The sequence below is a fragment of the Blautia sp. An46 genome (genome assembly GCF_002161645.1).
Classification (GTDB): Bacteria; Bacillota; Clostridia; order Lachnospirales; family Lachnospiraceae; genus Blautia; species Blautia ornithocaccae.
Genome location: NZ_NFIF01000019.1, coordinates 67,318 through 87,169 on the forward strand (window position 1 = coordinate 67,318; position 19,852 = coordinate 87,169).

Genomic DNA, 19,852 nt, shown 5'->3' on the forward strand with positions numbered 1-19,852 from the left:
CAAGGAAAGGGAAACATAAAGACTATGAACATTTTTTTATCAGAAACGCTGGAATTTGAAAGTATCCGCGACTTCTTTCACCACTATTTTACCTGGGCTTTCTGGGAAAAGCAGCTCCCGGTCATCGGAACCTTTGTGGGCAGAGTGATCCTGGCTATTGTAGTCTACATCATAGCCAGTAAACTGATCCAGAAACTTACCAGATTTATTGTCGCTTCCATGCGAAAGGCAAATGTGGATACGGGAGTGACCCAGTTTGTTTCATCAGTGGTGAAGGCGGCACTGTACTGTCTGCTGGTAGTATCCATTGCTACCAGCTTCGGGGTGAAAGAATCTTCCATTGCTGCATTAGTTGCTTCTGGTGGTGTTGCCATTGGTCTGGCCCTCCAGGGAGGTCTATCCAATTTGGCCGGAGGTGTTATTATCCTGGCACTAAAGCCTTTTGTGGTGGGAGATTATATTATTGAGAATACAGATAAGCAGGAAGGAACTGTAGTCAGGATTGATTTGTTTTATACCACACTTTCTACAGTAGACAACCGCCGGATCACGATCCCAAACGGAACGCTTACCAGTGCAAGTATTGTAAATGTAACTGCCCAGGATAAGCGGCAGCTGGACTTGAAAGTTCAGATTTCCTACAGTTCGGATCTGAAAAAGGCAAAAGGAATCTTGGAGAACATGCTTTATGGAGAAGCCTGTATTTTACATGATGACGGGATCCAGGTTTTTGTAGATCAGCTTGCAGCAGATGGGGTAGTGCTTGGACTCAGAGCCTGGGTAGGATCTGATGATTACTGGCCTACCAGATGGAAACTAAATGAAAAGATTAAGCTGACATTTGACGAAGAAGGTATTGAACTGCCATATACTCAGATGGATGTGCATATAAAACAATAGGGGCTTTTTACAGATTCTGCTTTATAGAGAATTTATAATTTTTAAGATTCCAGAAATACTTTTTCGAAATACTTGGTGTTAGAATATACTTTAGGACAAATTATCAGATACCAGGAAGGAATAGTGAAATGAGAACACAAGTACTCTATAAAAGCAGAACGGGCAACACAGAGAAGCTGGCAAAAGCCATTTTTGAAGCAATACCCGGAAAAAATAAAGATATTGCTCCGTTTCAGGGACAGACAGATTATGATATGGGAGATATATACTTCATAGGATTCTGGACAGACCGGGGAAGCGCCAGCATGGATGTGCTGGACTATCTGGGCAGCCTTCAGGGAAAGCGGATCGCACTTTTCGGCACCTGCGGTATGGGCCAGAGTCCAGACTACTATAAAAAGATCGAAGATAATATACGGGTTTTTATAGAGGATGATAATGAATATATGGGAGCCTATATCTGCCAGGGAAAGATGCCGATGACTGTAAGGGAAAAATATGAGCATATGAAGAATTCCAGCAATAAGAAGCAGGTGGAGGCTATGATTCAGAAATTTGATATGGCGATGCTTCATCCTGATGAACAGGATCTTCAGGGAGCGAGGAAATTTGTAAAAGAAGTCTTTGAAAAAATAGAGAAAGAAGAGCAGGAAAATGGATAAGTTAAAAGAAAAGCTTTCAAGATTTATGTATGGACGCTATGGAAGTGACCGACTGAATATATTTATGGTGATCGTGCTTCTGGTCTGCGCAGTGATTAATCTCTTTGTGCGGACCGGATATTTCAGCGTCCTTCTTACTTCATGGGAATTTCTGCTGCTGATATTGATTTATTACCGGATGTTTTCTAAAAATATCAGCAAAAGATATGCAGAAAATCAGAAGTATCTGGTGCTGGAAAATAAGGTGAAAAGATTTTTCGGAAAACAGAAATACATACAGGAACAGAGAAAAGACTTTCATATCTATACCTGCCCTCAGTGCAGACAGAAGATTCGGATTCCCAGAGGAAAAGGGAAGATCAGTATCCGCTGTCCGAAATGCGGAGCAGAATTTGTGAAAAAAAGTTAAGGTTATAGGCTAATGCCGATTTTGATGTTCTAATTAGTAAAAAAGAGACCATTTCCTGAGATGCAGGCTTAGATTAAGGCCTGGATCTTTGAGAAATGGTCTTTTTATATGCAATTTATAAGCTTAAAAATCTTTTACCCGGAAGATTTTTATCTGAGTCGTCCATTTACAGGCGGTTGTGAGGAATATTACTGCCATACCCTTTCCCGCTGCATCATCAGCATTTGAACCCGAAATGTCTTTTGTCAGATATTTTAGCAAGAGGATTAAAAATGTGAAATTCGTGAAAATCACAAGTTGCAAAATGCGAAAATATAAGGTATTGTTAAATCAGATAAAAAGATGTCCTTCAGAAAAGGAGTGGTCAGGGTGATAGAGGAAGCGAAAAAACTTGCCGAAAAGTATCTTGATGAGAAAACCTACCAGCATTCAGAGAGAGTAGCCAGGTATACAGAACAGAACCGCATGATACCGGAACACTTGAGGGAGCGGTGTATTGCCCTGGCCTGGATCCATGATGTGTGGGAGGACTCCGACTGCGGAACAGCAGAGATACTTGCCCTGGATGAAACCAGGAGGCTGGTAAAGTATATGAATTACATCACTCATGGGAAAAATGAAGAATCCTATGAGGACTACATAATCTCTATCAAAAATGCCCAGACCATTTATCCGGAGGTATGGTGGGTGAAGCTGGCAGATATGAAAGATCATCTAAGCCAGCGGGACACTCTGACCGAAAGACTTAAGAACAAATATTCTAAGGCATTGGCGATTCTTTTGTGAAAGAAATTCTTGACATATCTTTAAAAATCCAGTAAAATCAATTCTTGCAGAGAATTGCTGAAATAGCTCAGTTGGTAGAGCACTTCACTCGTAATGAAGGGGTCGTGGGTTCGAGTCCCATTTTCAGCTTATCCGGGGAAATGGCTGTGATCCGCTTGCAGGATTGCAGCCATTTCCCTTTATACATGATAATATGCAGCCGGCAGAGCGAGCTATCTATTTCGAACTATTTTGCAGGTGAATTTAGCCGGGATGTATAAAAATCCCGTCAAGCATGCATACTGTACTCAGATACAATGGCATACAAAATGCTGAGGCGTATAGAAATGCAGAAGTACACATAAAACTGCAGGACGGAAAGGATTTATGATGAAAATAAGAATTGGGATAATGCTGCTGCTTTTGGCAGTTCTGGGAACTGCTTTTACAGGCTGTAACGAGAAGGAAGAAAAGGACAATCTGGAACTGGTATGGGAGTTAGAATCAGATAAAGGACAGGATACATATGTGTGAGAAGAAAGAGAACAGGGTTTCCCTGCCCTCTTACGCCTGGTCTCCATGGAAGGAAGGCCGGAGCAAAGAGGAGCAGAGGGAACTTCAGGAGATCCAGGAGATCCGGATCCCCGACGGGGTCCGGGAGCTGGGAAATTATACTTTTTACGGATGCAGGAATCTGGTGACTTTGGAAATGACAGATTCTGTGAAAACTATTGGGGGCGGTTCTTTTACCGGCTGCGGAGCCCTGCGGAAACTTCATGTGCTTATGGAATCGGGAGGGACCTCCTGTATCCGGGATGTGGTCAGTGAAACTTTCCATGAAGTCTATGTTTCCATCAGGTTTCGGGACAGCAGGGAGGGAGCAGAGCTGATCTTCCCGGAATATTATGAGGAAGGAGTGGAGAACACTCCTGCCAGGATCCTGGAGACCCATTATCATGGCTGCGGCTACAAATACCGCCAGTGCTTTCTGGAAAAGAAAGTGGATTACCAGGGATATGACCGGCTGTTTTATCTGGCAAAGATCAATGAAAAACCGGAGATCCTTCTGCCTATGGCTATGGGAAGACTGCTCTGGCCCTGGGAACTTGGCAGCCAGGCAGAAGAAGAGTATCTGGAATATGTGAAAGAACATATACTGGAATGCGGCCTTTATTACATAGAACAGGAAGAATGGAACCGGGCTTTTTCTTATCTTGGACAGCGGAAGCTGTGGACAGAGGAGGCCATGGATCAGGTGATCAAGGAAGCTTCCGGTAAAGGAAGAGCGGAGATGGTCAGCTATCTCATGGAAGAGAAGCGGAGATTGTTTGCAAAACGAAAGAAAACTTTTGACCTATAGGAGAGAGAAAATATGGCCAGGGAAATGGAAAAGAGAATAGAGGATGTCTGCAGCAGGATTCTTATATCTTCCAGAAATGAACTCTATATCCATCTGCGTTTCTTTGATGTGGCACTGTCAGCCTTTACATATGTGATGGGAGAACAGAATGGAGAACTGGGTACCGACGGCGTGGGGATCTATTATGATCCCGGATATCTGGGAGGCCTGTACCGCCAGGGACGGCGGGAAGTGAACCGGGCTTATCTCCATATGATGCTCCACTGCCTTTTTGCCCATCTGTGGAAAAAGGTGAGGATCCGAAAGAAGGTAGCGGCCAAGGCTCTGGGGATTTCCCGGGAAGATGGAGAAAATGGGCAAGAGGATCTGACAGATATTCTCTGGGATCTGGCATGTGATATCAGTGTGGAATCTATTATTGACGGCCTGGCTCTTCATTGTGTGCGAAAGCCTATGTCCGGAGACCGGAGAAATCTCTATGCCAGTCTCAGAAAGAAAAGGAAGACCCTGAATGCAGAGGGGATTTTTGAAGAACTGGTGAAAATGCAGCCTTCCCAGGAGCAGGCCCTTCTTTGGGAAAGGGAGTTTCACTGTGACGACCACAGACTCTGGAAGGGAGGCAGGAAAAATCCTCCCAGCCAGAGGCCGGAGAAAAACTGGGAGGATATCCGGGACCGTATGGAGACTGAGATGGAAACTTTTGGCCAGGATATGGCACGGGGCCAGGCCGGCCTGAAGGAACAGATCAAGGCAGAAAACCGGGACACCAGAGACTATCGGCGGTTTCTTAGCAAGTTTGCAGTGCTGCGGGAAGAGCAGATGGTGGATCCGGATAGCTTTGACTATATTTTTTACAGCTACGGCATGTCCCTTTACGGAAATATGCCTCTCCTGGAACCTCAGGAGACCCGGGAAGTGAAAAAGATCCAGGACTTTGTCATTGCCATTGACACTTCCATGTCCTGTTCCGGAGAACTGGTCCGGGGATTTTTAAGAGAAACCTATTCCGTGCTCCGGGAGCAGGAATGCTTTTTCAGGAGAATGCAGATCCATGTGATCCAGTGTGACGAGAGGATCCAGAGTGATCGGCTGATCACCAGCCAGGAAGAACTGAAAGAATATATGGAAAACCTGGAGCTTGCAGGAAAGGGCGGGACAGATTTTCGTCCGGTGTTTCAATACATTCAGGAAAAACAGAGAAAAGGAGAACTCAGGGGGCTAAAAGGGCTTTTGTATTTTACAGACGGGAAAGGAATCTTCCCGGAGCGTATGCCTCCCTATGATGTGGCTTTTCTGTTGATGCAGAAGGAATATGAAGAGATTGAAGTGCCCTGCTGGGCCATGAAGCTGTATCTGGATGAGGAAGAACTTTTAGAGAGGAACGAGAGGACAGAAGAATGAATATAAAAAGAGCAAAACAGGAGATCAAAGATACGGTGGCAGCCTATCTTTTAAAAGACGATTACGGGGATTACTGTATCCCGGCTATAAGGCAGCGGCCTATACTGCTCATGGGACCTCCGGGGATCGGAAAGACTCAGATCATGGAGCAGGCAGCCAGAGAATGCGGCATTAATCTGGTGTCTTATACCATTACCCACCATACCAGGCAAAGCGCCATAGGGCTGCCTTTTATTAAAGAGAAAAGCTACGGGGGAGAGGCCCGGTCAGTCACTGAGTATACTATGAGCGAGATCATTGCTTCCGTGTATGACAAAATGGAAGCTACGGGAATCCGGGAGGGAATCCTGTTTATCGATGAGATCAACTGTGTTTCGGAGACTCTGGCTCCTGCCATGCTCCAGTTCCTCCAGTGCAAGACCTTCGGAAACCAGCAGGTGCCTTCCGGCTGGATCATTGTGGCTGCGGGAAATCCTCCGGAGTACAATAAATCTGTCCGGGACTTTGACGTGGTGACTCTGGACCGGGTAAAGAAGATCGATGTGCGGGAAGACTTCGGAGTCTGGAAAGAATATGCCTATGAGGCAGGGATCCACCCGGCGGTGCTTTCCTATCTGGATATCCGGAGAGAAAACTTTTACTGTATGGAAACCAGTATTGAGGGGAGAATGTTTGCCACCCCCAGAGGATGGGAGGATCTTTCCCAGCTTCTGTATGTATATGAAAAGCTGGGAAAAAGGCCGGACCGGGAGGTAGTCTGCCAGTATATCCAGCATTGGAAGGTGGCAAAGGATTTTGCCAATTATCTGGAGCTGTTTGAAAAATATCAGACAGATTACCAGGTGGATCAGGTCCTGGCGGGACATTTTGAAAAATTTGCCGTGGAAAAGCTCCGGCTGGCTTCTATGGACGAGCGGTTTGCAGTAGTGGGACTGTTTATGGGAAAACTGGGAGAAAGGTGCCGAGCTTATCATGAAAAAGACCTTCTGGTCACAGAACTTTTTGAAGTCCTGAAAGGATGGAAAAAGGCTCTGGAATCTGCAGAACATCCCTGGCAGGCTTTAGAGGACCGGATCTTTATGAGAGAAAAGGATCTGGAAGAAAAGAAGAAGGCAGACCTTCTTACACGGGAGGAAGAACATCTGAAACAGGAGATCCTGAAACTTCTGGGAATTTACCGGGATCTGGCAAAAGAAGGAGAGGCCCGGGGAGAAGGAAAAGAAGAAATCTTCCAGAAAGTTAAAGAAGCCTTCCAGAACCAGGCCGGGGAGCGTGAGGAATTGATAAAAGACACCGGAGAAAAGCTCCAGAATACTTTTGACTTCCTGGAGCTGGCTTTCCAGGAAGGACAGGAACTGGTGGTCTTTGTTACAGAACTGAATACCAACCCCTACAGCATGGAATTTATCAGTGAGAATGGCTGCGACAGTTATTATAAATATAACAAAAAACTCCTTTTCGACCAGGAGCAGAGAGAGATCCTGGAAGAGCTGGAAAATATTGAAGAGGAGCTCTAAAAGCAGGAAGTCCGAAACGGGATCCTGCAGACAGAGCCGGAGAAAAAGAGCAGGGAGGAATGAGGCCCATGAAAAAGGGAAAAGAACGGGGAAGCTGTGAGACCTGCACCTTCTATGTCTATGATGAGGAATACGAAGCCTATCTGTGCGACATGAATATGGACGAGGATGACTATGTGAGGATTTTGTCGGACCGGTACTATCAGTGCCCCTATTACCGGAATCAGGATGAATACGCAGTAGTGAGAAAACAGATGTAAAAAAAGAGAAAAGACTGCATTGTATGTTGTGCAGTCTTTTCTGTATTTGAGGGAAGATTTCTTGTGTTATGAGAATATTTTCAATTATAATAAAGAAAACAAAGGAAAGAAACAGAAAATGAAGATAGCAATTTGTGATGATGAGAAAAAAGCTTCGGAGGCCCTTCTGGAAATCCTTGAAGAGTGCCCGGAACCTATAGAGAAAACAGACGTATATTTCAGCGGCGAAGAACTTCTCCGGTCAACAGAACAGTATGATCTTCTGTTTCTGGATATTGATATGGAAGGGATAGATGGCATAGAGACCGCCAGAAAGATCCGGCTGAAGGATAAAAAAGTAAAGATCGTATATGTGACTGCCTACAGTGAATATGCAGGGAAAGCTTTCTCCGTCCATGCTTTCGGCTATCTGCTCAAACCGGTGAAGAAGACCAGTGTGCTCAAGCAGGTGGCAGATGCCCTGGCTTACCGGGAGGAGGAGCAGAAGCCCAGTCCAGTTCTGGAGTTTGAGACTTCCCAGGGAAGGACCAGGCTCCATACAGCAGATATTTACTACTTTGAGATCCGGGGAAGACAGATTAAGCTGGCGGCGGAAAAGGGCTGCTATGAAATGCGGGGAAAGATCGGTGATCTTCGGGAAAGAATGAAGGACTATGGATTTGCTTCTCCCCATAAAAGCTTTGTGGTAAACCTGGATCAGATACGGAATATCAAAGGCTACGATATTTACATGATGAGCGGGGAAATCCTTCCGCTGTCCCAGAAACAGGCAGTTTCTTTTAAGGAATGTCTGGGAAGATTTCTGGCAGAAAAAAACGGGAGCTCTTTTTAAGGGGGCTGCCTGACCTGCCGCAGGAGAAAAGAAGAGAAAGGGGAGGAGTACTTTGTATAGTTTATGGCTGCCGGATATTCTGACCATTCTGGGAGTTTCTGTCTGGTTTATATTTCGTCTCCGGAAGAAAAATGTCCGGTCCAAAGGCTATTATGTTTTCAGCGGACTGCTGTATCTGGCAGGGATCGTCCTGATCTGGGCCCTGTCCCGGGTACTGCTCTATGAGATCTATACCAGATATATGCTGAACTTTTCCGGATTTAACACTACTTTGAATCCCTATGGAAATGCCCAGCTGATCGCAGGAGTCATCCGTTGGGCGGCTCAAGGGGGCTGGGCATGGTTCCTTAGCAGTATCCTGAAACGGGGCAGGAGGGGCCATCTGAGCAAAGGCCAGTTTTTTATCTGTCTGGTCATGCCTATGCTCTCCCTGGTGATGATGCTCTCTTTTCTGACCTTAAGCGATTACTATGCAAGCTGGAACGGCTATCTGCTGGTGCTGGTAAATGTATTGCTCCTTCTGTTTATGAATATATTTGTGGTATATTTTTATATTACAGCGGTCCAGAGCAATGAGGCAGAAAAGAAGTCCAGGCTTTACCGGCAGAAGGAAATGCTGGTGTACCAGCATTATCAGAAGCTGGAAGAAAGCTATCGTCAGTCCAGAAAGATCGTTCATGACGTAAAGAACCATATCCAGGCCCTGGGAAAGCTTTATGAGGAAGGCCAGACAGAAGTGGCAGAAAAATATAAAGAAGAAGTTTTCCATCTTTTGAATCAGAACAATCATGCCTGGTATACGGAGAACCGGATGCTGAATATTATCCTGAATGAAAAACTCTGCCATGAAAATCTCCGGGATGCCAGACTGGAGCTTGATATAGAGGAGAACTGTCTGGACAGAATACAGGAGATCGATATTACAACGATCTTTGCAAATCTTCTGGATAATGCCATTGAGGCCATGGGCAGGGATAAGGAACCGGAAGAAAAGTATCTGAAGATCCTGGCAAAAAGAGAAAAAGAGTTTCTCATGATCCAGGTGGAAAATTCCAAGTCCAGGCACCCGGAAAAGTGGGAAGGCCATCAGGGACTGGGGCTGGAAAACGTAAGTGAAGCCATAAAACCATATGAAGGGAACTGCACCATTACAGATGAGGAGAAACGGTTTCAGGCAGTGATCCTTATCCCCAATACAGCGAAAAAAGATGGACGGATATAGTCTAGGGATAAAAAATACGGCAGTCATATGACTGGTTATGGAGAAGAAGGAAAACAGAGGAGGTGCGGAGTAAATGATGGATAGAATCGTGATTCTGCTGACGATCCTGATCGGAGGAGGGATTTCTCTGGTGCTCCTGATGGGAAAGGGTAGTTTTCTCATAGCAGGGTATAATACAGCCTCAGAAAAAGAGAAGAGAAAATATAATGAGAAAAAACTGTGCAGGACCACAGGAATTTATCTGGCTCTGATCACAGTCCTGGTCCTGGGGGCAGAGATCATGGGAGATAATATACCGGACTGGTATCTGGCACTGACCATGGGAGGCGTTTTTATCGGGCTGATCCCCACTCTCCTCTATGCAAATCTGGGCTGCAGGATAAAACCGGAAGAGGAAATCCTGCTGGAGGAAAGTCCAGAAAAGGAATTAAAAAGGAAAAAGGCCCGGAAGACAGGGACTATCATTACCATCCTCATTACCGGAGCTGCTCTGGTGTTTTCGACAGTACTGCTTTTTACCGGAAATGTGGAGGTTGTGATCCAGAATGACCAGTTGGAAATCCAGGGGTCTTACTGGTCAGACTATGAGCTGCCTCTTTCAGAAATACAGGCCGTTACTTACCGGGAGGACTTTGAAACAGGCAGTAAGCGTATGGGAGTCAACAGCCTGCAGCTTAATGAGGGAACTTTTCAAAACAAAGAGTTTGGAGAGTACACCATATACAGCTATGTCAGATGTAAAGATTTTGTGGTGATGGAAACAACAGACGGCGTGCTGGTGATAAATGGGAAAACTCCGGAAGAGACCAGAACGCTGTATGAGAAGATCCTGGCGGCGTCCGGGCTGGAGTAGGGGCAGAAAGGAGAAAGTTTATGACAAAAGGAAAATGGAGAAAAAAGATCCTGGCAGGCTTTTTGGGGATTCTGGCACTGGCTGCTTTGTCCGGCTGTCAGGAATCTCTTTCAGATGAGTTTCAGGAAGACCAGGTCATTGCAGAAGCGAAAGAAATGGTAGAAAGAATCAATGCCGGGGAACTGGAAGGAGTATGGGAAGATACCTTTAATGTGGTCATGCAGAATGGGACAGATCCGGAAGAACTTCAGGAAAATATTGACTATTATATGAAGGATAAAGGAGAATTTCAGGACTTTGACAGGATCCAGGTCCGGGGGATCACAGATCGGGACACAGGAACTCCTTATGCCACAGTTATGGTCCTGGCGGCTTATGAAGACGGAAAAGTCATGTTTACCATTTCCTTTGACACCGATATGAAATGTGCGGGATTTTATGTGAAATAGAGGAGTAATCTTGCAATGTTATTTTTTAATAATAAAAAATCCTGGATCCTGTGGGCAATCACTCTCCTGGCCGCAGGGGTGGCTTTCCCTTTTCTGCCGGAACAGATACCGGTGCATTGGAGCGCCGGAACAGCAGACGGATTTGCGGGAAAATGGGCGGTTTTTCTCTTCCCGGCTCTTCAGGCAGGAATCTTGCTTGTGAGCCGGATCCCTGGGGTAAAACAGTGGTGCCTGGTTAATAAAACGGGGATGGAAGGGAATGAGAGCCAGTATTACTTTAGAATCTTTTTTATCATTTTCCTTCTGGCTTTTGTGGAAGGTTTGAGTATCTGGTATGTATTTTAATTCTGGAATCCGAGACTCGGTCCTGCTATAATACAGATAAGAATCCAAGAGAGGTTAGGACTATGCTTGAATCATTAAATAACAATAAAAAGCTGCTTCCCCGGCAGGCTGCGGAACAGATCATAAAACTGATCCGGGAAAACCAGCTTCAGGCAGGGGAAAAGCTGCCTAATGAATTTGATATGGCCCAGCAGCTTTCTGTGGGAAGGGGAACCATCCGGGAGGCTGTGAAAATCCTGGAATCCAGAAATATCGTGGAGATTAGAAGAGGAAGGGGGACATTTGTATGTGAGCATCCGGGACTGATGGAGGATCCTCTGGGCCTTGCCCTGGTGGAAGATAAGGAGAGACTGGCTCTGGATCTGTGTGAGGTCCGTCTGATCCTGGAACCGGAACTGGCGGCCCTGGCGGCCAAAAGAGCAGGAGAAAAAGAGATCCGGAAACTGGAGGTGATCCAGGAACAGATCGAAAAACTTTGCAGGCAGGGAGAATCTTATCTGAAAAAAGATATGGAGTTTCATGAACTGCTGGCCCGGATCAGCCGAAACTATGTAATGCCCAGATTAGTGCCTATTATTCAGGAGGGTGTTTCCCTGTTTATAGAAGTCACGGAGCTTTCTCTGGCGGAAGAAACTTTAAGGACCCACCGGAAGATCGTGACATCTATACAGGATCATGATTCCCAGGGGGCCAGAGAAGCTATGAAGGAACATCTTCTCCTGAATCAGAAAAAAATACAGGAGAAGATATGGGAGAATAAATCCGAAACTTTTATTGACGGAGAAGGATAAAAGGTTTATTCTTAACATAAGACGTCATACGTGTTATGACATAGACTGTTTTCATGTCTGTTATGTAACCATGAAATACAGAAACAGTTGATCTTGATATGATAAAAGAAAAGGAGAAAAGTTATGAAGCTGAGAAGTCAGGAACTAAGAAAAATTGCTCCGGAACTGGACCCGCTGCGTCTGGGAACGGGATGGAAACTGGAGGATCTGTCAAAACCCCAGATTATGATCGAGAGCACTTTTGGAGATAGTCATCCAGGCAGCGGACATTTGCTGGAACTGGTGGAAGAGGCCAGAAAAGGGGTGGCTCAGGCCGGAGGACACGGAGCCAGATATTTTACCACTGATATCTGTGACGGAGAAGCCCAGGGACACGACGGCATCAATTACTCTCTGGCATCCAGAGATATGATCGCCAATATGATTGAAATTCATGCAAATGCTACGCCTTTTGACGGCGGGGTGTTTATTGCAAGCTGCGATAAGGGAATGCCTGCCCATCTTATGGGTGTGGGGAGAGTCAATATTCCTTCCATCATTGTGACCGGAGGAGTTATGGATGCCGGCCCGGACCTTCTGACCCTGGAACAGATTGGAAAATATAGCGCTATGTGTGAAAGAGGAGAGATCACAGAGGAGAAGCTGACTTATTATAAACACAATGCCTGCCCTTCCTGCGGCGCATGCTCTTTCATGGGAACGGCCAGCACTATGCAGATCATGGCGGAAGCTCTGGGACTGATGCTTCCGGGAAGCGCTCTGATGCCTGCCACGAGCCCGGATTTAAGAGAAGTGGCACGAAAAGCCGGCAAACAGGCCGTATGGCTGGCTCTTCATGACCTGACTCCGGACAAGATTGTGACCATGAAATCTTTTGAAAACGCTATAATGGTACATGCAGCAATTTCCGGCTCTACCAATTCTCTTCTCCATCTGCCGGCCATTGCCCATGAATTTGGTATTGAAATTGACGGCGATACTTTTGACAGACTGCACAGAGGAGCCCATTACCTGCTGAATATCCGTCCTGCAGGAGAATGGCCTGCACAGTTCTTCTACTATGCAGGAGGAGTTCCTACGATCATGGAAGAGATCAAGGATATGCTTCATCTGGATGTGATGACCGTTACAGGTAAGACCTTGGGAGAAAATCTGGAGGACTTGAAGAAAAACGGATTTTACGATAAGTGCGACGCTTATCTGGCAAAGGTAGGTCTGAAAAGAGAAGACGTGATCCGTCCCTTTGACAAGCCGTTTGGAACAGACGGAAGTATTGCCATTTTGTATGGAAATCTCTGCCCTGATGGCGCCGTGGTGAAGCACACAGTAGTGCCTAAAGAAATGTTTGAGGCGACTCTGAAAGCCCGTCCTTTTGACTGTGAAGAGGACGCTATCCATGCAGTTCTGATTCATGAGATCAAACCAGGTGATGCGGTGATTATCCGTTACGAAGGACCAAAGGGCAGCGGTATGCCGGAGATGTTCTATACCACAGAAGCCATTGCCTCTGACGCTGAGCTGGGAGCTTCCATTGCTCTTCTTACTGACGGAAGATTCTCAGGAGCTTCCAAAGGCCCTGCTATCGGACATATCTCTCCCGAGGCGGCGGCAGGAGGCCCTATTGCTCTGGTGGAAGAAGGGGATCTGATCGAAGTGAACATTCCCAAACGTATCTTGCGGATCGTGGGAATCGCCGGGGAGAAAAAGACGCCGGAAGAAATTGAAGAGATATTAAAAGAGAGAAAGAAACGCTGGAGCCCTAAACCAGCCAAATATGAGAAAGGCGTGCTGAAGATTTTCTCCGAAAAAGCTGTATCTCCTATGAAGGGCGGTTACATGGAATGATGAACCTGTTTGACATAAAAGGAAAAAAGGCTATTGTCACAGGAGGCACCAGAGGGCTGGGCTATGGGATTGCAGAGGGCTATCTGGAAGCCGGCGCACAGGTGGTGATCGTCGGAACTTCTGATAAGGTTTATGACGTAGCAGAAGACTTCAGGAACAGAGGCTTTGACTGCCAGGGTGTAAAGGGAAACCTTGGTGTGAGGGAAGAAGTCTATGCAGTCTTTAATCAGTGCCTGGAAAAGCTGGGCGGCGATGTGGATATTCTCCTTACGGCCCATGGAATACAGAGACGTCACAGCGCTGAGGAATTTCCAGTAGAGGAATGGGATGAAGTACTTAATGTCAATCTGACTTCTATATTTATTCTTTGTCAGGAAGCAGGAAAGATCATGCTGAAAAAAGGGTATGGGAAAATTATTACCATTGCCTCTATGAATTCTTTCTTTGGAGGACAGACCATCCCGGCCTATGCGGCGGCGAAGGGCGGTGTTGCTCAGCTTACCAAAGAGCTTACCAATGACTGGCTGGGAAGAGGAGTAAATGTAAATGCCATTGCCCCGGGTTATATGGCCACAGAAATGAACAAAGCACTGATGGATCCGGAGAACCCCAGGTTCAAAAGTATTTCAGAGAGGATTCCGGCAGGCCGCTGGGGAACCGGCGAGGATATGAAGGGAACCGCTATTTTTCTGGCTTCCCATGCCAGCGACTATGTCAGCGGAGCAGTGATTCCTGTAGACGGCGGCTATCTGGTAAAATAAATAAGGCATACAGGATAACGGGACATGGACAGCCGGAAAGAAGAGAAGGCATTTCCATGTCCCGTTTTTTGCTTTAATTCAGCAATAACTGTATAGAGGAACCCGATCTTCCGTAGTACAATAAAGATAAAATTTTAAGGTAATGTGAGGACTGGAAAAATGAAAAACAGACAGAAAAGCGCGCCTCAGCGGCTTTTGTGGGCCCAGTTTGACGCCTTGCAGATGGGATCAGGCTGGGACGAAGAGGACATTACAAAGCCTCAGATACTCCTGGAGGATGTATTTGGAGACAGCCATCCAGGCAGCGTTCACCTGGCGGGGCTTATGGAACAGGCAAAGTACGGGGTATTTGAAAAAGGAGGTTTTCCCGCCCAGTACCATACCACAGATATCTGTGACGGCTGCGCTCAGGGCCATGACGGCATGAATTATATTCTGGCTTCCAGAGAGGCTATCTGCGATATGATCGAAGTCCATGGTTCGGTCTATCCCTGGGACGGCATGATCCTGGCAGCCTCCTGTGACAAATCGATTCCTGCACAGCTAAAGGCAGCGGCCAGACTGGATATCCCTACGATTTTTATTCCCGGAGGAAGTATGCGTCCGGGACCGGATATGACCACCTCTCTGGTGGCAGGGGATATTTCTCTGCGGCAGAAGAGGAAGGACGCAGTTACTCCTCAGGAGGTACGGGACTATAAACTGACCGGCTGCCCTTCCTGTGGGGCATGTACCTTCCTGGGAACTGCCAGCACCATGCAGTGTATGGCAGAGGCTCTTGGACTGACCCTGCCAGGAGCGGCTCTTATGCCGGCTACTATGCGGGATATTCTGGGAAGCGCCAGAATGGCAGGGCGCAAGATCATGGAACTGGTGGATAAGGGGATCAAGGTCAGCGATATTGTGACCAGAGAGGCTCTGGAAAATGCAGTGATCATTCACAGCGCCATCGGAGGTTCCACTAATGCAACCATCCATCTTCCGGCGATTGCCAGAGAACTGGGAATTATTCTGGAGCCGGAACTTTTTGACCGGATCAATCATCAGGTGCCTCATCTGGGAAATATTACACCCAGCGGAGAACACCTTACCGAGGCATTCTGGTTTGCAGGAGGAATTCCCATGGTAGAGCTGGAGCTGCGGGATATGCTCCATCTGGATGTGATGACGGTTACAGGAAAGACCCTGGGAGAAAACCTGGAAGACTTGGAAAAAGAAAACTTTTTCCAGAGAAATCTGGGCTATCTCCACAATTACGGTCTGGAGAGAGAACAGGTGATCTTCCCAGTGGAAAAAGCCAGAGAAAAGGGCTCGGTGGCTATCTTAAGAGGAAATCTGGCTCCGGACGGGGCGGTGATCAAATATTCAGCCTGCACAGAAGCCATGCGGGAACGGAAGGGCCCTGCCAGGGTATTTAACTGTGAGGAAGATGCCTATCAGGCAGTAGTGGATAAAAAAGTAGCTCCGGGAGATATGCTGATCATCCGGTATGAAGGGCCGAGAGGGTCCGGTATGCCGGAAATGCTGATGACTACGGAAGCTATTGTCTGCGATGAAGAGTTAAATGGAGAAGTGGCGCTTATTACAGACGGAAGGTTTTCTGGTGCGACCAGAGGGGCGGCCATCGGTCATGTTTCTCCGGAAGCTGCGGCAGGAGGTCCTCTGGCTTTTGTAGAGGACGGGGATATCCTGGCCTACAGTGTAAAAAACCGGAGCCTGGATATTGTAGGAATCCGGGGAGAAGAAAAGTCTCTGGAAGAGATTGAAGAGATACTTCAGGAGAGAAGAAAAGCAGGAATACTGCCAAGACCAGAGAGAAAAGGTCTGCTGAAGCGTTATACCAGCCACGCTCTTTCCGCGATGGAAGGGGCCGGCTATGACTGTTAGAGAAAAGGAGTAGGAAGATGAAATCAAAATGGATCACGCCGGCAGTGACGGCGCTGGATAAAGAGGGACATGTGGATATTGAAGCCAATAAAAAAATTTATGACTTCCTGATTGATCATGGAATGGACGGGATCCTGCTTTTCGGCAGTATCGGAGAGTTTTTTGCTATTTCCATGGAAGAAAAAAAGGCGCTTATAAAAGAGGCTATAGCTCATATCAGCCATCGGGTGACCGTATATGTGGGAACCTGCCATATGGAGTTTGAGCAGTGTGTGGAACTGTCCAACTATGCACTGGCACAAGGTGCGGACGGGGTGATGGTGATCTCTCCTTACTATTTCAGCCTTCCTGACAGCGCTCTGCTGAATTTTTATGACACTTTGGCAGACCGGGTCAATGGCCCGCTGCTATTATATAATTTTCCCGACAGGACGGGACATGACCTGTCGCCGGACCTGATTTATACTTTGGTATCCAGACATAAAAATATTGTGGGAATCAAAGATACGGTAGCTACTATGGGCCATACCAGAGGGATTATCCAGAAAGTGAAAAAAGAGTTTCCGGGTTTTCTGGTTTATTCGGGATTTGATGAGTTTTTCGGTCACAATGTATTATCCGGAGGAGACGGCTGTGTAGCCGGTCTGTCTAACTTTGCTCCGGATGTGGCCTCTGCCTATGCCGCTGCGGCAAGAGCAGATGATTTGGAGGGAATGAAGAAGTGTCAGCAGCAGATCGACGGCCTTATGGCTATTTATGACGTGGCGCCTCAGTTTATTCCTATCATTAAGAAGGCTATGGTTTTAAGAGGAGTGGAGATGGAGCCTCTTTGCGCCCAGCCTCTGCTGGCGGCTACAGAAGAAGAGACAGAGAAAATCCGCAGGATTTTAGAAGAGGGAAATCTGCTGTAAGGAGATAAAGGAAAACGGGTCCGTTCCGCCACGGCATCCACAACCTGGATAATATCCAGAATGCCTACAAGGTCATCCAGAAGTGCCATTTTCAGATACTTTCCAAGAATTGCGTGCGAAGAAAATTATCATGACAAGCTATTACCTGAATTGAGCAAAGAAGATTTTCCTTGTCTGACGTATACACGAGATTTAACTGATTGGCATGATTTTATCAGAAGAACGCCAGAAGAATATGAAGCATGGATTGATGGGGCATCGAAAGAATGCGAAACCTTAGAATTGAAAATATTATCGGATATGAGCCAAGAAGAAAAGCCGATTTTTGTAGATACCAATATTTCCATTGAAACGCTGAGAGCTATTGCCGACCATGGAAGAACCTGACCCGGAGCAGGCATTGGAAAACTATCGGCAGAGCTTAATGAGGATTCATTCTCAAGAGCGGTATGACCGTTTTTTATATTCTGGGTTTCATGTGATACATAGAGACGAAAGCAGAAGCATTGAGCAAACACTGACCTTGGTAGAAAAAGCATTTGGTTTGAGATGATAAATAAAATTGGAAAGAGAGCGGCCAAGCATTTTGAGAGATTGGCCGTTCTCTTTTTGCACTTTCGGGAGTGTAGCAACAACTTTGGAACACTTTTGCAATCTACTCCAATGTATGTACTGTAATATATATAATAAGAAAAAGAACAATTATTGACAAAATATATATTTTATGAAAAAAAGTTGCATAAAAAATAAAGAATGGTATATAATATATAAAGAACGACAAAATTGTAGTACGGAGGAAATACTTATGATTATAGAGATTAGAGCAAAGAACTGTTTTGCCTTTGATGAACAGATTGCCTTTTCTATGAAAGCTGATATGAGAAATAGGAAGTTTGCTTCGAATGTGCATAAAGAAAACAATTTTAACATTTTGAAAACGGCTGGGATTTATGGCCCTAATAACGCTGGAAAAACTTGTCTTATAAAATGTATAAAGGCAATCAGACAAATTTTACTTAATAAAAAACCGGGACTAATGACGAATATTTTTACAGACAGTTCAATCTGCGAGTTGGGTGTGACTTTCCTTGGATTTGGCAGGAAGTTTTCATATGATTTTAAATATGATGCTGAAAAAAAAGAATTTGTCTATGAAAATTTCTCTGAATTATTAAAAGATCAGTATGGAAATGAAAAAGAAGTATCTTGGCTGGTAAAGGATTCTATACAAGAGCAGTATTTTTGCGCCGATAAAGATGCTATTCAGATGATGCCCTTAATGGCAAAAAATAATTTGCTGTGTTATTTGATTGATACCAGTAAATTTGAACATCTGGAAGAGATGAAAAAGATTATTATTGCTTTTGCAGAAAAAATCGACATCATTAATATGAATAATATTCCTATGGAGCATACGATTAAGCTGATGAAAAATCGAGATCAGCTTCAGCAGAAGATTGTTGATTTTATTAAAAATGCGGATCTTTATATGGATAATTATGAATACGTGGATATGGATCAGATTAAATTGAGGGCAGAAGATGAAGGAAAAAAGCCAGATGAGAAGGTTCTGGAGCTTCCAGAGACAATTATGGATCAAATTCGGCTTGTATCTACCTATAAAGGTGTCCATGTTCCAAGTATGCTGTTTGATTCTACCGGAACAAAGAAAATCGTTGCACTGGCAGGGTATGTGATAGAAGGACTTGAACAGGGAAGGATTCTTGTAATAGATGAACTTGACAGCAGTATACATTTTAAACTGACCAGAGCAATCGTAGCAATGTTTAATAATGAACTAAACGTAAATGCACAGATGATATTTACTGTTCATGATATAAATCTCATGGATTGTAAAAAAATGTTCCGAAAAGAGCAGATCTGGTTTGTGCACAAAGATAAAGAAGGGGTATATGTGTACTCACTGGCAGATTTTACTGCGCAGCAGGGTGTGCGTGATACTACAGATATTATGGAAAAATATAGAAAAGGAGCATTAGGGGCACTTCCAGATCCTGATTTAATTAATTCTCTTTTAAACATTAAGGGAAATGAAAAGGGAGGCGTTACGGATGATAAATAGGCTTCCTGTTTTTTCTGACAAGCAAAAGATATGTATTATCTGTGAAGGAAATGAGGAGTATGCTTATCTGGACAAATTAAAGTCCATGAACGTATGGAATGATCAGTACGAAATTTCCCTTGACAATGCAGGCGGAAATGGAAATATTCCGGCAAGATATCAGGATCGTTACCAGAATGGTACATATGAATTAGTGCTTATATTTTGCGATACAGAAAAGAAACCTCACGAACAGTATGCAGATATCAAACGAAAAGTTAATGAGTTTCATGGAGTGGATTATGCGTCACCGGGTGGACGGATTAGAAACAACTGATACAGTTGCCGGAAGCAGCAATTTTGGAAAGTTTATGGAGCTGTTTGAAAGTGAAGACAGCAGATGGATTGATGAGATTAATGCAGAATTGGAAAAATAGATAATCTAAAGCTGAAAAAGCGACATTGATGCAGGATTTGAAATTGAAAGCTGTCGTTATGGAAGAGGGCGTAAAATTTTCTGTGTCTATGGGAAAAATTCTTCTTTGATAAGAAACAGATATGTATAATTGTCTTGTCGGAACTTCTGCTTTTTGGCTGTCGAATTACTTATCTGTTTATAG

The 19,852-nt window shown here is 45.2% G+C and carries 22 protein-coding genes and 1 tRNA gene; all 23 read left to right on the forward strand.

Annotated features, from left to right (window positions below):
* Positions 1-24: 24 nt before the first annotated feature.
* The 23 genes from B5G00_RS14485 to B5G00_RS14590 all read left to right on the forward strand — a co-directional run bounded on the left by B5G00_RS14485 (position 25) and on the right by B5G00_RS14590 (position 19,569).
* Positions 25-900, forward strand: a complete 876-nt coding sequence (locus B5G00_RS14485) for a mechanosensitive ion channel family protein (RefSeq protein ID WP_087273984.1) — start codon at positions 25-27, stop codon at positions 898-900.
* A gap of 128 nt (positions 901-1,028) precedes the next feature.
* Complete coding sequence (bilS, locus tag B5G00_RS14490) at positions 1,029-1,562, forward strand: flavodoxin family protein BilS (RefSeq protein ID WP_087273988.1); 534 nt, start codon at positions 1,029-1,031, stop codon at positions 1,560-1,562.
* Positions 1,555-1,971 (forward strand): hypothetical protein, encoded by a 417-nt coding sequence (locus B5G00_RS14495; RefSeq protein WP_087273990.1) that lies wholly within the window; start codon positions 1,555-1,557, stop codon positions 1,969-1,971. Before bilS ends, B5G00_RS14495 begins: the two co-directional genes overlap by 8 nt.
* A gap of 369 nt (positions 1,972-2,340) precedes the next feature.
* Positions 2,341-2,757 carry a hypothetical protein gene (locus tag B5G00_RS14500; RefSeq protein ID WP_143276483.1) on the forward strand — a complete coding sequence of 139 codons (417 nt, stop codon included), beginning with the start codon at positions 2,341-2,343 and terminating at the stop codon, positions 2,755-2,757.
* A gap of 56 nt (positions 2,758-2,813) precedes the next feature.
* A tRNA-Thr gene (locus tag B5G00_RS14505) sits at positions 2,814-2,886 on the forward strand.
* Between the two features lie 237 nt (positions 2,887-3,123).
* Entirely contained in the window at positions 3,124-3,270 is a 147-nt protein-coding gene (locus B5G00_RS18915) for a hypothetical protein (RefSeq protein ID WP_162613513.1), read from the forward strand.
* A complete protein-coding gene (locus B5G00_RS14510) occupies positions 3,263-4,096 on the forward strand; it encodes a leucine-rich repeat protein (RefSeq protein ID WP_087273994.1) in 834 nt (277 codons plus the stop codon). The genes B5G00_RS18915 and B5G00_RS14510 overlap by 8 nt, the downstream gene beginning before the upstream one ends.
* Positions 4,097-4,108: 12 nt before the next feature.
* Positions 4,109-5,497: a vWA domain-containing protein gene (locus B5G00_RS14515; protein WP_087273996.1), complete on the forward strand. Its 1,389-nt coding sequence runs from the start codon at positions 4,109-4,111 to the stop codon at positions 5,495-5,497.
* Entirely contained in the window at positions 5,494-7,014 is a 1,521-nt protein-coding gene (locus tag B5G00_RS14520; protein ID WP_087273998.1) for an AAA family ATPase, read from the forward strand. Before B5G00_RS14515 ends, B5G00_RS14520 begins: the two co-directional genes overlap by 4 nt.
* A 68-nt stretch (positions 7,015-7,082) precedes the next feature.
* Positions 7,083-7,274 (forward strand): DUF6472 family protein, encoded by a 192-nt coding sequence (locus tag B5G00_RS14525; RefSeq protein ID WP_087274000.1) that lies wholly within the window; start codon positions 7,083-7,085, stop codon positions 7,272-7,274.
* Positions 7,275-7,392: 118 nt separating this feature from the next.
* Positions 7,393-8,106: a LytR/AlgR family response regulator transcription factor gene (locus B5G00_RS14530; protein WP_087274033.1), complete on the forward strand. Its 714-nt coding sequence runs from the start codon at positions 7,393-7,395 to the stop codon at positions 8,104-8,106.
* Positions 8,107-8,158: 52 nt separating this feature from the next.
* Positions 8,159-9,328 carry a sensor histidine kinase gene (locus B5G00_RS14535; protein ID WP_087274002.1) on the forward strand — a complete coding sequence of 390 codons (1,170 nt, stop codon included), beginning with the start codon at positions 8,159-8,161 and terminating at the stop codon, positions 9,326-9,328.
* 73 nt (positions 9,329-9,401) lie between these two features.
* Positions 9,402-10,181, forward strand: coding sequence for a DUF3784 domain-containing protein (locus B5G00_RS14540; RefSeq protein ID WP_087274004.1), 780 nt, complete (start codon positions 9,402-9,404; stop codon positions 10,179-10,181).
* A 20-nt stretch (positions 10,182-10,201) separates the two neighbouring features.
* Positions 10,202-10,630: a DUF3887 domain-containing protein gene (locus B5G00_RS14545; protein ID WP_087274006.1), complete on the forward strand. Its 429-nt coding sequence runs from the start codon at positions 10,202-10,204 to the stop codon at positions 10,628-10,630.
* A gap of 15 nt (positions 10,631-10,645) precedes the next feature.
* Positions 10,646-10,975: a DUF1648 domain-containing protein gene (locus B5G00_RS14550; RefSeq protein ID WP_087274009.1), complete on the forward strand. Its 330-nt coding sequence runs from the start codon at positions 10,646-10,648 to the stop codon at positions 10,973-10,975.
* Positions 10,976-11,037: 62 nt separating this feature from the next.
* Positions 11,038-11,766 carry a FadR/GntR family transcriptional regulator gene (locus tag B5G00_RS14555; protein ID WP_087274011.1) on the forward strand — a complete coding sequence of 243 codons (729 nt, stop codon included), beginning with the start codon at positions 11,038-11,040 and terminating at the stop codon, positions 11,764-11,766.
* Between the two features lie 123 nt (positions 11,767-11,889).
* Positions 11,890-13,611 (forward strand): dihydroxy-acid dehydratase, encoded by a 1,722-nt coding sequence (gene ilvD, locus B5G00_RS14560; protein ID WP_087274014.1) that lies wholly within the window; start codon positions 11,890-11,892, stop codon positions 13,609-13,611.
* On the forward strand, positions 13,611-14,372 hold the full coding sequence (locus B5G00_RS14565; protein ID WP_087274035.1) for an SDR family oxidoreductase: 762 nt from the start codon (positions 13,611-13,613) through the stop codon (positions 14,370-14,372). Before ilvD (B5G00_RS14560) ends, B5G00_RS14565 begins: the two co-directional genes overlap by 1 nt.
* Before the next feature lie 159 nt (positions 14,373-14,531).
* The gene (gene ilvD / locus B5G00_RS14570) at positions 14,532-16,259 is read left to right on the forward strand and encodes a dihydroxy-acid dehydratase (RefSeq protein ID WP_087274016.1); all 1,728 of its coding nucleotides are present in this window, start codon (positions 14,532-14,534) and stop codon (positions 16,257-16,259) included.
* 17 nt (positions 16,260-16,276) lie between these two features.
* On the forward strand, positions 16,277-17,170 hold the full coding sequence (locus B5G00_RS14575; protein WP_087274018.1) for a dihydrodipicolinate synthase family protein: 894 nt from the start codon (positions 16,277-16,279) through the stop codon (positions 17,168-17,170).
* Positions 17,171-17,230: 60 nt separating this feature from the next.
* Positions 17,231-17,557: a hypothetical protein gene (locus B5G00_RS14580; RefSeq protein ID WP_087274020.1), complete on the forward strand. Its 327-nt coding sequence runs from the start codon at positions 17,231-17,233 to the stop codon at positions 17,555-17,557.
* Positions 17,558-17,975: 418 nt separating this feature from the next.
* Entirely contained in the window at positions 17,976-19,253 is a 1,278-nt protein-coding gene (locus tag B5G00_RS14585; RefSeq protein WP_087274022.1) for an AAA family ATPase, read from the forward strand.
* Positions 19,243-19,569, forward strand: coding sequence for a hypothetical protein (locus B5G00_RS14590; protein ID WP_242971375.1), 327 nt, complete (start codon positions 19,243-19,245; stop codon positions 19,567-19,569). The genes B5G00_RS14585 and B5G00_RS14590 overlap by 11 nt, the downstream gene beginning before the upstream one ends.
* Positions 19,570-19,852: the final 283 nt, after the last annotated feature.